We start from the raw sequence: 12,230 nt of genomic DNA, 5'->3' as shown, positions 1-12,230 counted from the left end.
CGCTTCAGCGCATCCGGAATCCGGATGCGCTGAAGCGCTACTACGAACCTTAAGAACCCTTCATAACTGATGAAATCAACTTCTAGGTACAGCTATAACCTTAATTTACAAAAAAATATTCCCATAATTAAGATGCGTTAGTAGTGAAAATTCCTCAATATTGAAAGAATTCAGCTAACCAACGCATCTTAATAAAGATAAATTTTGGATAATTAGTTTTTGATGTCCAATAACCGATCGCCCACTTACCAGCTCGCCGTACTATTTTTACTTTTTTGCTTTATTCTTGAATTTCCAAACGAGGATGAGGATCTACCATACCAGGTGCTTGCTCTAGAAAACTCATTTCGGGTAATGGGCGGTAAGGATATCCCTGACGAGGTGTCTTTTGAATATCATCTTTAACGGCTTCTAAATCAATGTAGCGATCGGAAACGTTAATCAAACTATCGCTAGTCATAGAACGTAAACTGACTACTTCTACTCTAACACCGCGATAACTAACTGAATTCACCGCATACGCTAAATCCCCATCACCACTGACCAAAACAGCAGTATCGTAAGAATCTACCAAAGCCATCATATCTACCGCAATTTCCACATCCAAATTAGCTTTTTTGGAGCCATCTGGTAGCTGTACCAAATCTTTGGCTATTACTCTATAACCGTTGCGCCGCATCCACAACAAAAATCCCTGCTGTTTTTCATTTGTTCTGTCTACACCAGTATAAAAAAACGAACGCAGCAATCTCGAACCACCTGTTAGCCTGGAAAGCAATTTGGTGTAGTCAATTTCAATGCCTAACTGTAATGCAGCGTAAAACAAGTTTGAGCCGTCAATAAATATCGCTACGCGACCTCTATTTTCTAAAACTTGTTCTGCCGTAAATATTGACTCTTCTTGTAAATTATTCAACATTTTTCTGATACCTCATTTGTTATTTTTGCAATTAACTTTGCTATTATTGTAATAATTGAAACTCCTGCATGATATTCATACGTAAGTTTCGGCTATTTATGATAATCATTCAAGGCTAATACTTACACCTTGAGAAATCAACCTTTGTAACTAGTGCAAGCAGAATTATAAATTTATAATTTGCTTCCTTTTTGTTTTTTTGTTACCAGAGGTACAATAAAAAATCAAATATTGAATTAATATTTTCTAACTCAATTCAATCATTTGAAAAATTGGCTTTGCTTGGCCTAACTCTTGTCCGCTACTGAGTAAACCCCAATTTCCATGTACGGCAAAGGGTGCTAATTTTGCAGTATCGATCTGATTGTTAAAGTCAATTCCAAAACCTAATTGCTGGTATATATCGCTACTAATGTTTGGGATTACCGGAGAAAGAAGATAAGCTGCCAACCTTACCGATTCTAAAACAACGTACAAAACAATTTCTACTTCTTGCTGTTGTCCTTGTTTGTATAATGACCAGGGTGCTTGGTCGTCAATATACTTATTACAAGCTTGAGACAATCGCAGAACTGCTTCGCAGGCTCGATCGAAAGCTAGGGCTTCATAGTTGGCTTTTACCTGTTCCCCTAATTGCAAGCCAATTGCTTTTAAAGGATTATCGTCAGGGACATTTTCACTGGCGATCGACGGTACGTTTCCCCCACAATATTTTTTGACCATTTTTAAATTGCGATTTAGCAAATTACCTAAATTCTTCGCCAAATCTGCATTTACGACCTCAATGAATCTAACTTCATTAAAATCGCCATCTTTACCAAATCCAATTTCCTTAATAAAGTAATAACGAATTGCATCAGAGCCATATTTCTTTACCAATTCTACGGGGTCAATGGTATTACCAAGACTTTTACCCATTTTCTGACCATCCTTGGTCAAAAAACCGTGTCCAAATACTCTTTTAGGTAAAGGTAAATTGGCACTGATCAACAATGCAGGCCAGGAAACCGCATGAAAGCGTAAAATATCTTTACCGATTAAATGCAAATTGATTGGCCACCATTTAGCCAAAGCGTTTTCTAATGTTGGCTCTGAATCCGGTTCTAGTAGTGCAGTTACATATCCGAGCAAAGCATCAAACCAAACATACAAAGTGTGCTTTGGATCGTTAGGTACCGGAAAACCCCACTCTAAATTCACTCGCGAAATCGAAAAATCTTGCAACCCTCCTTTAATAAAGTTGAGAATTTCGTTTCGCCTACTTTCTGGTTGAAGAAAATCCGGTCGAGACTGATACAATTCTTCAAGTTGGCTTTGATATTTTGATAGCTTAAAGAAATAATTTTCTTCGTCTCGCCATTCCACTTCTTTATTCGTATGGATGGGACAAAGATTTCCTTCTAGCAATTCGCGTTCTTCTTTAAATTCTTCGCAAGAAACGCAATACCAACCTTTTTGCTGACCAAGATAAATATCGCCGCTTTCCCAGAGTCTTCCGAAGAACTCTTTTACGATCTTTTCATGATTTGGATTGGTAGTGCGGATAAAGCGATCGTATTGAATATTGAGCAATTCCCACAGCGACACAAATCCCGCAGACATTTGGTTGCTAAATTCTTGGGGTTCAATACCTTTACTTTCTGCTGTCCGCTGAATTTTTTGTCCGTGTTCGTCAGTACCTGTAACTAAAAGTACCTCATGACCCATAAGTCTTTGAAAGCGTGCCATTACATCTGCTGCCATTGTCGTGTAGGCACTGCCGATGTGAGGCAAATCGTTTACATAATATAGCGGTGTAGTCAGAGCAAATGTATTTTTTGTTTTATCCACTAGACTCATGCACAAATAAAATTACTTCTAAAAAAACAGTTTTCTATCTGAAATTTTCAGGTAAAACCACGCAATTATACAATATTAGCCATGCTTTTTCAACTGGCATTTTAATGCTAACAAATTTATTTGCTTCCCGTTTATTTAAAAATAAGTATAAGTAGAATTGATATAGTCTGAATAATATATTTAGAAACTAATATTATTGAGATTATTGAGAAATATTTTTTGAATTCTTGTTACCATAAATACAAAATATTTTTCTTTAATAAAGTATTTCCTCTCGAAGAATAATTTTTCTGTAAGACAGATAGTTGCATCTAAATAAAAAAATGTAAAAAATCACTCTAGCTTAACTCAGATGTTCTGATAGACTTGATATCGAAAACTTATGAGTTGGAATAATCTATTAGTAATTTATCGCTTGCTACCTTCATTCGCTATCTACAAGAATTTTTAGCGATTACGAGAATCAAATACATTAAGGTTTAAACGTACTTTATAGATGCACCTCTATTAATAAGGGCATTATTAAATAAAATTCGTTTTGCTTGCCGCCATGACATCACATAAGTGTCCACAAAGCAAAAATTTGTGAAATTTTCCACCCTTCACTCTATAAATTAGTTTTGAGTAAGATTCGCTTCTCACCACGTCATCAGCAAATCTTAGAGACTTTGCTCCCGCTTAGCTAGCATTAGTTGTTTTGAAGAAGCTAACAAAAATGCCGTATCTATAAATCATGCTAATTTCTTTATTAGTTGTTCTTATTAGAACGCAGGGTAACATCAAAAATATTTCGGTAAAAACAGGCAAGAACTATAGTAGAAGAAATTACAGACAAAATTGATTAAAATTACTATTTAGATGTATACCCAAGTAGCTTAGCTCAAAAGCTTTTTCAAGGTTTTGAAAAAATTTAAAAATAAACTGACTATTGACAATTAACTACTAACTGATGAATAGACCAAAAGTTGAACTACAGCCGTGTTTCCTTGCTCCAAGAACAATACAATCGAATTATCCGCTATTTATATATTTGCCAGGAATGGATGGCTCAGGGCAACTATTGCGAACTCAAACTGAAGGTTTGGAAGCTTACTTTGATGTGCGTTGTTTAGCAATACCGCGAGATGACTTGACTAATTGGGATGAACTTGTATCAAGCGTATTAAAATTAATTCACGGCGAAATTAAAAATACACCCCAAAGATCGGTGTATCTGTGTGGAGAATCCTTTGGGGGTTGTTTGGCACTCAAGGTAGCAATTGCAGCACCACATCTGTTTAAGCGCATAATACTTTTAAATCCTGCTTCCAGCTTTCGGATTCGTCCTTTTTTTGATTGGAGTTCGCAGTTTACGGACTTTGTACCTAACTTTTTTTATGATGTGGGTGCTTTAGGATTACTACCGTTTCTAGCTTCTTTGCCAAGAATGAGCAGTGGCGATCGCCAAGAACTTTTAAAAGCGATGCGATCGGTTCCCCCCGAAACAATACGTTGGAGAATATCATTGCTTCGGGAGTTTTACATTGACGAATCCAAACTAAAGCAGTTGACTCAACCGATTTTATTGATTGCTGGTGCTAATGATAGACTTTTACCTTCTACCACAGAAGCTTTAAGACTAGGAAATATTTTTTCCAATGCTGAAATTCTAGTACTTTCAGAAAGCGGACACGCTTGTTTGTTAGAAAAGGATATCAATCTTTACGAAATAATGCGTGACAATAACTTTTTAGAATGCAGTAGCGAAGTTAATTCAATACCTTGAAGCTTTGTGTATTTTAAAGTAACGATTGTTGTTTTTCTCAACCCGGTATTTTTAAATGCCGGGTTTTTAAAGTTAGCTAAAATTATTTATTTTATTTTCTCTAATAGTTTCTTGTTCGGATTATTTAGGCTATAGCCGCACTTAGTAAGCTAATAACCCCAACAAAACTAGAAAATCTTCTAAATTATTTGCAAAAAAAAAGACCCTGACTTGAAGTCAGAGTCCTATCATGGTGCATCTACAGTTTTAATATTCATCAAATAAATTTTGTTATCCGAATAATCAACCAGCATATTTTTATATTTTCAACAAAAATTCATACAAAGTGCTAGTTATTAAAGTTTATAAAAATACAAGTATATGCGGATACATATTAATATTTAACTTAGATTTTGGATATCAAACTCAATCGGATATAGTCGATGGAAAGAAATAATGCCTTATGCTATATCTCAATTATAATCTATTTAATAAATCATAATTATAGAATTATTAACAAAGTGTTTAGTAAGTAGGCGTAATTAAATATAAAATAAGACCTCACCCTGCCGACCGCTTCCCTCTCCTTAGTAAGGAGAGGGATTGAGGGTGAGGTTTTATATTTAATTTGACCCACTTACTTCATTCAATATAAAAAAGGTTTTCAAACATAATAAGACGGCTTTCTTATAGTATAATTTATGCAATATTTACGAAAAGTAGCGATTAAAAGCTGCATAATACAACACAAACTATATTTTTTAAATAAAATCATTTATCCTTTGAAAGTCTCTTTATATTATTTTATGCTTGCTCTTAAAAACGTTTTATCTGACATAAATTTGACTTAGGAAATACCGATGTAACCATGATTTTTATTCATTTAGTCGCAGTATCATTGCGCTTTTAGGTGGATGTAGAAGTAATAGTTGCTCGGCTATATATTAGATAAGAAATAATTTTATACATATCCACCGGAATCTTTCAATGTCAGATCAATCTGGACAAAAATCATCTCAACCAACCCCTTCAGCTTCACAAACAGAAGTTAAGATTCAACCTCAAGCTCCAAAAAAAGAAGTTGAAATACCAATACAAGAAGATTCAGAGACATCACCTTTAGAATCCTTGGCTAAAACGGTAGGTGAAGTAGGCGGAACAATTACCAATACAGCATTAGGAGTAGGAGCAATTGTTGGTGGCAGCGCTTTAGAAGCAGGCTCGGCAGTCGTTTCCACCGTAGCTTCAGTAGGGGAAGTTGCGGCAAAACAAACTCACAAAATGATCGAGCAAGCCACCGAAACAGCAGGAAATGTAGTCAGCCATATTTCTGATAACTGGCTGATCCACAGATTAGCTGGAGTCGTAAATTTAAACTGGCTTGTAGGTGCTAGCGATAATGTTGACTTGGTAAAAGCAGAAGCCGCAATTAAACATTTAAAACAAAAGTACCCTGATGATTCACCCACTCAACTTGCTCACCGCATCATGGTAGACAAAGCAGTCAAAGCCGGTGGAATTGGTTTAACCACGAGTATTTTACCGGGTGCTGCTGCGGCATTGTTAGCAGTTGATTTAGCAGCAACCACAGAATTGCAGTCAGAAATGGTTTATCAAATTGCATCTATCTATGGGTTAGATTTGCAAAATTCAGCCCGCAAAGGTGAAGTATTAGCAATTTTTGGTTTAGGATTGGGAGGTGGTCGTCTTCTAAAAACAGCAGGGTTGCGATTACTGCGAAATATACCTTTTGCCGGTGCAGTAATTGGTGCAAGCGCTAACGCGACGATGATTTTTTCTTTGGGATATGCTGCTTGTCGTTTTTATGAAACCAAGTTAAGCGCGTCAGAATCTTTAAGCAGCGAAGAAACAATAGCAAAATTACAGCAACAAAGCGAAAATTATCTACAAACTGCTATTACTCAAGAAGCAGTAATGGATCAAATTTTAGTACACATGATTCTTGCAAGTCATCCAGAACAAACTTGGTCAGAAATACAGCCGCAGTTGCAAGCATTAAACTTAAGTTCCGAATCTTTAGAAGCGATCGAGCAAAATATTAAATCTCCCCAGCCCTTGGATACCTTACTTAATCAATTAAATCGAGATTTTGCAGCGCCATTATTAGCTCAGTGTTATCGAATTGCAAAATTGAACCATGAAACCACCCCAGTTGAGCAAAACATAATTAACGCTATTACTAGCAAATTTGATATTGATGCGAATTCTATTGAGTCAGTAGTCAAGAATCAATGATCAATGATCAATTATCAATAATTAATTAGGAATTGGGCAGAAAGGGATAGGAAGATGGGGGAATCGCGAGACAAGATGAAGAATAAACTAACTACTCCCTACTCCCTACTTCCTACTTGTTAATCCAAAATCTAAAATCTAAAATCTAAAATCCAAAATCGTTTAACTCGTTCAATCCAACAGTACAAAGCGCGATTTTTAAGCAATACTGGTACAAGTAAAGTCAATTCTTGGATACGAAATGGAAATTAGAGCGAGTAATACACCGCTTTCAGATTGGTCTGGAGATGGTTTAGCGGTAGGATTATTTGAAGATGGGTTAGATTTAACTGGCGATTTAGCTGCTTTAGATCAAAAGCTAGCTGGTGCCTTAAAAGAATTAATAGAAGACGAAGAATTTAAAGGAAAGCCTAATAGTACTGCTTTCACTCGCTTAAGTGGTGGTACTTCTATTCGTAAAATTATTTTAGTGGGCTTGGGTAAAGCCGATGCTTGGAATACTGAAAGCTTGCGACGTGCAGCAGCTTCAGCTGGAAAGTTAGCTTATAAGCAAAAGTGTAAGAGTTTGGGCATCAGTTTACCAATTTGTCATGATGACGCAGCACAAACTGCCCAGGCGATCGCCGAAGGTGTACAGTTAGCACTTTATCAAGATAACCGCTTCAAGTCGGAACCTGAAGAAAAAGAAACACAAGTAGAAACCGTAGATTTACTAGGTTTGGGCGGACAAGAAGCAGCAGTTACCCTTGCCAATCAAATAGCTTCGGGGGTAATGCTGGCACGGCAATTAGTTGCAGCCCCAGCTAATGAAGTAACACCCGTAACTATGGCGGAAGTTGCTCAAGCGATGGCTGACGAACATGGTTTAGAGATAGAAATTCTGGAAAAAGAAGAATGTGAAAAGTTAGGGATGGGTGCTTTTTTGGGAGTAGCGCAAGCTTCCGATTTGCCTCCGAAGTTTATTCACCTTACCTACAAACCCCAAGGTACGCCGAGACGTAAGTTAGCAATTGTTGGTAAGGGTGTAACCTTCGATTCTGGTGGATTAAATATCAAAGGTGCCGGTAGCGGTATTGAAACTATGAAAATGGATATGGGTGGTGCTGCGGCTACCTTGGGTGCTGCCAAAGCGATCGCTCAACTCAAGCCTGATACCGAAGTTCACTTTATTTCTGCCGTTGCGGAAAACATGATTAGCGGACACGCTATGCATCCCGGCGATATCCTCAAAGCTTCTAACGGTAAAACTATCGAAGTTAATAACACCGACGCTGAAGGACGTTTGACGTTAGCTGATGCGTTAGTGTTTGCTGACAAGTTGGGATTAGATGCGATCGTGGATTTAGCAACTTTGACAGGAGCCTGTATTGTTGCTTTAGGAAACGAAATTGCCGGATTATTTACTCCCAGCGATGAATTAGCATCCGAATTGCAAAAAGCTTCCGAAAGTGCCGGAGAAAAATTCTGGCGGATGCCGATGGAAGAGAAGTATTTTGAAGGCTTAAAATCTGGTATTGCCGATATGAAGAATACGGGACCTCGTGCGGGTGGTTCGATTACTGCATCTTTGTTTTTGAAGCAGTTTGTTAAAGATACCCCTGCTTGGGCGCATTTAGACGTTGCGGGGCCAGTTTGGACGGATAAGGAAAACGGTTATAATCCTTCTGGAGCAACTGGTTTCGGCGTGCGGACTTTAGTTAATTGGGTTCTTAGCTAACAGTTTAATTAGTTTTTTTGGTGGGCATTTGCCCACCGGGGAATTAATCTTTAATCACATGATTAAGGCGAGAATATCTTAATATCTTGGAACACCTCCAAAATCAAAAACAGGTTGTTTGTGTCTTTCACCAGTAATTTCCTTATACTCATAAATCAAATTTCGTATCTTTAATAATTTTTTTCTAGTTTCTTCATCATTATCTTGTTCATTGGTAATACCAATATAATTATTAATATCTTCAATAATTACATCAACAAAATGTTTTTTTGGCATACAAATTGTATTGTTTTCAATAATAATTAATTTGTATGTAAAACCAATATGTTGATTTAAGTAGTTTTTCATCTGATGAGAAAAATTGTTATTATAAGCAATAACATATCGAACTTCCATAAAAAAACACATTAAATCTTTAGATATTGGATATTCTCTTGCATCGATAAATCCGTATGCTGCTTTTAGCTTGTCTTTCAACTTTTTATCCATATCAAAAAACACCACATAACAAACTTTTTGTTGAGTAAGCTTGAATTCTTGTTTTCTAGTTACGACTTCATAATTTACGCTATAAAATTTAAGCCGATTTAAATACCTATGAATCTGTTCTCTTGGAATAAAATCTAAAATATAACGTCCTGACTTTGAAATTCCAAACCTAATATGTGGATTAATGCCCATAGGAAAAAAAATTTTTATTATTTTTTTGAAACAAAAGATGTTAAAAAATGCCCTACCTCATTTTTTATGAAAGGTACAATAAAGTACAATTAAAAAAGTTTAATGCTTAATATAGATGTTCGTATATATTATCCAAATCATCTAAATAACCGTAGTCCATGTCATCTAAATAGCCGCATTCTATTGAAGTATCATACTCATCACAGGGTTGAGAATAATCTTCATATAAATCTTCTTGATAGTCTTGGCGATCGGAATCTTCATAGTATTCTTTATAATCATTTGTATTAACTTGCTCAGTAAAATGCTTGGCAACCTTCATGACCGATCCAAGAAGATGAAGTTGGCTAACAATAACTATCGCTGATTGCCTTGGTTTACCTGTTTTTCTATTTTTCCAATTTGAACATTTTAAGGAACCAATAATACTAATTTCTCTCCCTTTAGGAACATACTGAGCAGCTACCTTAGCAGTTTTATTCCATAATTCTAAATCTATACATTCAAGCAGCGTTTCACCAGTATCACTAAATGACTGCACTACAATAGGAAATTTACAAAGTATCTTGCCACTTTTGAAATAAAGTAGCTCTGGTTCTTGATCTGCATAACCAACTAGTACCACTCTGTTCAATATCATATTTACTTAATGTTATTGGTAATGATGAAAGTATCTACTGAAAATTCTCTTGTGATTTTGTGTTCAGTAGTTATTTATATAGTTCCCAAAAAATAGATTTTTATAACAGCAACTTAAGCTGATACCATTTCTTTATAAAGATGCATCGAATTTAACCCATGCAGGTGGGCTTTGTTTGGATAGCCCCACTCTTGTAGAGTTTTAGGGGAGGTTGTCCGTAAGAATATGAGCGATTAAACGCAGTCTCATAGACTTAGATAGGTAGCTAGTAATAAAAAAGTTACAAAAAAAGGCAGGGGGCAGAAGGTAAGAAGTATTAATTAAACTATGCTTAAATAATGCTTCCTACGGAAAACAAAGTAAAAGCATTCTTTCAAAAATCCTCTTCTTCTTCAATGTCACCTATGAATGGAGCTTGGGAACTGTGACGTACATGAAGTATGAAAACAGAATATCCCGAAGAGTAAATAAAATTCGGTACTTATTTTTTGATTTACCGTAAATAAGTTGATGAATTTCTTCAGTAAATGTGTCATTTTCGGGGGCTAAACCACAACGCAAAGGCATTTCTTGTAAAGTAGCAACAGTATCCATCAAATCCCTAAACCAATTATCTGCATAAAGTGAGTTTTGCGCTCTTAACCAAGAATAAGCAGTATCAATCTCAACCTTTGCCGTTTGAGTAAACCTAACTTGAAATGTCATACTTTTGTCGCATTTCCTGCTCAAATCCTTCCATAGAAACCGTTCTACCAGCCTCTACATCTTCTAGCCCCTGTTTTATTCCGGCTATGGCTTCCAACCTTTCCAACGCATCAAGCAATTTTTGATAAGACTCTGCATCTTGAACTACTATTTCGGCTTTACCATTAACCGTTAATACTACGGGTTCTCCTGTCTGCTTCATTTGTTCGATAAATGAAGGCGTATTCCGTTTAAAGCTTGAAAGTGAATGAATATCTCGACTGATATTTAACATATAATTAATTATGCATCAAATTTGCACTAAATTTAATGCTAACAAATTTATATGGTACAGGTTAGAAGCCCGTCCGAAATAATCAAAACGCAATTGTACCGAAGGCAGAGCCTCCTAAAACAGCATTCCCAGCCCGGAGGCTGGGAACGAGTCAAACGAGTGAGTCAGAAAGCTGGAAATTACTTATTCTTAGCCCGTGAAGACGGGCTTTGTTTGTGTAGCCCCAGACTTCCAGTCTGAGGGCATTTGCATTTCACTCCCCCATGCCCAAATTCACTTCCTTTCCGGATGCTTTGTATCTTCAACCGAAGGATGTCCCATTTGGTTAATCGTTGCAATCATCTGATACAATCTTCCCAAATCCTTTTGATTGAAGTACAGCAGCAAGCGGGGAAGTCCAACCGCTTCGTCAGTTGCTTCTTGCGCTAAAGCCTGACTTTTCTCAATTTTTCCTTTCACCAAAATGCTGCTGAATTCAGTATTTAGCTTGTCTACTTCAGCATCAGATAATTCTGACTTTAAACGAATCACTAGGCGATCGCCAACGTAGCGACTGGAGTGATAAACTTTGAAAAATTGAGTTATGGCATCACAAGCAACCTGTAAGTTGTCTGTAACGGTATATAAACTCGGATCTTCAGGACTTACTAAACCTTTTGCTACTAACTGCTTATCAATATATTCGCTCCAAGACTTCCAGTAATCACCACCGGGATGATCGATTAAAATCAACGGCACTGGGCCAAATTTACCAGTTTGACTCAAAGTCATGCACTCGAATGCTTCGTCTTGAGTGCCAAAACCACCGGGGAATAAAGCTACTGCATCGCTTTCTTTAAGCAAAAATAGCTTGCGGGTAAAGAAATATTTAAAGTGAATTAATTTCTCATCACCCTCAATAATTGGGTTTGCCTCTTGTTCAAACGGCAATTCGATATTTAAACCAAAGGAATTTTCCCTTCCGGCACCTTCATGTCCGGCGTGCATTATGCCACCACCACCACCAGTAATTACCATGAATCCTAATTCAGCCACGCAACGACCAAAGTCTCTTGCCATCTTATAGTCTGGTGTTTCTGGGGATAAACGTGCCGAACCAAATATGGTAACTTTGCGAACGTGACGGTAGTTATGAAACAACTGGAAACCCCGTTCCATATCTGCCAGAGATGAGGATAATATTTTCCAATCTAGCCGATCAATTTCTTCTTCTTGGGAAAGCCGTAATACAGTATTTAAAGCCTGCTCGATGTATTTCCGATTCTTTAACTTGGGTAATTTTCCTATTAACTCAACGATATCCGCTTGAAGATGCTCTGATGTATAAAAATCATTGGAGGTCATGACAGTTGATGCCAAAATAACATTATAATTTACTAAAGTTTAGTGTAGAGCCTGTTTACCGCCCTAGAGGGGGGTTTATAGTCCACAATCTATTATTTTGAACTTGATCGA

At 36.8% G+C, this 12,230-nt stretch carries 10 protein-coding genes; 3 read left to right on the top strand and 7 right to left on the bottom strand.

The window, feature by feature from the left end; translation table 11 throughout:
* Positions 1-280: 280 nt before the first annotated feature.
* Positions 281-919, bottom strand: coding sequence for an NYN domain-containing protein (locus ACM03V_RS29955; protein WP_414624455.1), 639 nt, complete (start codon positions 917-919; stop codon positions 281-283).
* A 246-nt stretch (positions 920-1,165) separates the two neighbouring features.
* Complete coding sequence (gene metG / locus ACM03V_RS29950; protein WP_414624454.1) at positions 1,166-2,758, bottom strand: methionine--tRNA ligase; 1,593 nt, start codon at positions 2,756-2,758, stop codon at positions 1,166-1,168.
* Positions 2,759-3,707: 949 nt separating this feature from the next.
* Between metG and ACM03V_RS29945 the strand changes: the two genes are divergently transcribed.
* The 3 genes from ACM03V_RS29945 to ACM03V_RS29935 all read left to right on the top strand — a co-directional run bounded on the left by ACM03V_RS29945 (position 3,708) and on the right by ACM03V_RS29935 (position 8,475).
* The gene (locus ACM03V_RS29945; RefSeq protein ID WP_414624453.1) at positions 3,708-4,523 is read left to right on the top strand and encodes an alpha/beta fold hydrolase; all 816 of its coding nucleotides are present in this window, start codon (positions 3,708-3,710) and stop codon (positions 4,521-4,523) included.
* A 966-nt stretch (positions 4,524-5,489) separates the two neighbouring features.
* A complete protein-coding gene (locus tag ACM03V_RS29940) occupies positions 5,490-6,758 on the top strand; it encodes a hypothetical protein (protein ID WP_414624452.1) in 1,269 nt (422 codons plus the stop codon).
* 241 nt (positions 6,759-6,999) lie between these two features.
* Positions 7,000-8,475 carry a leucyl aminopeptidase gene (locus tag ACM03V_RS29935; protein WP_414624451.1) on the top strand — a complete coding sequence of 492 codons (1,476 nt, stop codon included), beginning with the start codon at positions 7,000-7,002 and terminating at the stop codon, positions 8,473-8,475.
* A 78-nt stretch (positions 8,476-8,553) separates the two neighbouring features.
* On the opposite strand, the gene ACM03V_RS29930 is transcribed toward ACM03V_RS29935, so the two are convergent.
* From ACM03V_RS29930 to ACM03V_RS29910, 5 genes are all read right to left on the bottom strand, one after another.
* Complete coding sequence (locus ACM03V_RS29930) at positions 8,554-9,156, bottom strand: hypothetical protein (protein ID WP_414624450.1); 603 nt, start codon at positions 9,154-9,156, stop codon at positions 8,554-8,556.
* Between the two features lie 106 nt (positions 9,157-9,262).
* The gene (ssb, locus tag ACM03V_RS29925; protein WP_414624449.1) at positions 9,263-9,781 is read right to left on the bottom strand and encodes a single-stranded DNA-binding protein; all 519 of its coding nucleotides are present in this window, start codon (positions 9,779-9,781) and stop codon (positions 9,263-9,265) included.
* Between the two features lie 417 nt (positions 9,782-10,198).
* Complete coding sequence (locus ACM03V_RS29920) at positions 10,199-10,501, bottom strand: type II toxin-antitoxin system RelE/ParE family toxin (RefSeq protein ID WP_414624448.1); 303 nt, start codon at positions 10,499-10,501, stop codon at positions 10,199-10,201.
* Complete coding sequence (locus ACM03V_RS29915; RefSeq protein ID WP_414624447.1) at positions 10,485-10,775, bottom strand: type II toxin-antitoxin system Phd/YefM family antitoxin; 291 nt, start codon at positions 10,773-10,775, stop codon at positions 10,485-10,487. Before ACM03V_RS29915 ends, ACM03V_RS29920 begins: the two co-directional genes overlap by 17 nt.
* 273 nt (positions 10,776-11,048) lie before the next feature.
* The gene (locus ACM03V_RS29910; protein WP_414624446.1) at positions 11,049-12,119 is read right to left on the bottom strand and encodes an LOG family protein; all 1,071 of its coding nucleotides are present in this window, start codon (positions 12,117-12,119) and stop codon (positions 11,049-11,051) included.
* Positions 12,120-12,230 lie beyond the last annotated feature (111 nt).

The sequence above is a fragment of the Calothrix sp. CCY 0018 genome, from assembly GCF_963920925.1.
In the GTDB taxonomy this organism is placed as follows: Bacteria; Cyanobacteriota; Cyanobacteriia; order Cyanobacteriales; family Nostocaceae; genus Rivularia.
This window is presented reverse-complemented; position numbering and strand designations above follow the sequence as displayed.

Excerpts from the sequence above, each read along its gene's own strand:
- ACM03V_RS29945 (WP_414624453.1), top strand. The coding sequence starts at position 3,708 with ATGAATAGACCAAAAGTTGAACTACAGCCGTGTTTCCTTGCTCCAAGA.
- ACM03V_RS29955 (WP_414624455.1), bottom strand. The coding sequence starts at position 919 with ATGTTGAATAATTTACAAGAAGAGTCAATATTTACGGCAGAACAAGTT.
- ACM03V_RS29915 (WP_414624447.1), bottom strand. The coding sequence starts at position 10,775 with ATGTTAAATATCAGTCGAGATATTCATTCACTTTCAAGCTTTAAACGG.
- ACM03V_RS29910 (WP_414624446.1), bottom strand. The coding sequence starts at position 12,119 with ATGACCTCCAATGATTTTTATACATCAGAGCATCTTCAAGCGGATATC.
- ACM03V_RS29920 (WP_414624448.1), bottom strand. The coding sequence starts at position 10,501 with ATGACATTTCAAGTTAGGTTTACTCAAACGGCAAAGGTTGAGATTGAT.
- ACM03V_RS29935 (WP_414624451.1), top strand. The coding sequence starts at position 7,000 with ATGGAAATTAGAGCGAGTAATACACCGCTTTCAGATTGGTCTGGAGAT.
- ACM03V_RS29940 (WP_414624452.1), top strand. The coding sequence starts at position 5,490 with ATGTCAGATCAATCTGGACAAAAATCATCTCAACCAACCCCTTCAGCT.
- ACM03V_RS29930 (WP_414624450.1), bottom strand. The coding sequence starts at position 9,156 with ATGGGCATTAATCCACATATTAGGTTTGGAATTTCAAAGTCAGGACGT.
- metG (WP_414624454.1), bottom strand. The coding sequence starts at position 2,758 with ATGAGTCTAGTGGATAAAACAAAAAATACATTTGCTCTGACTACACCG.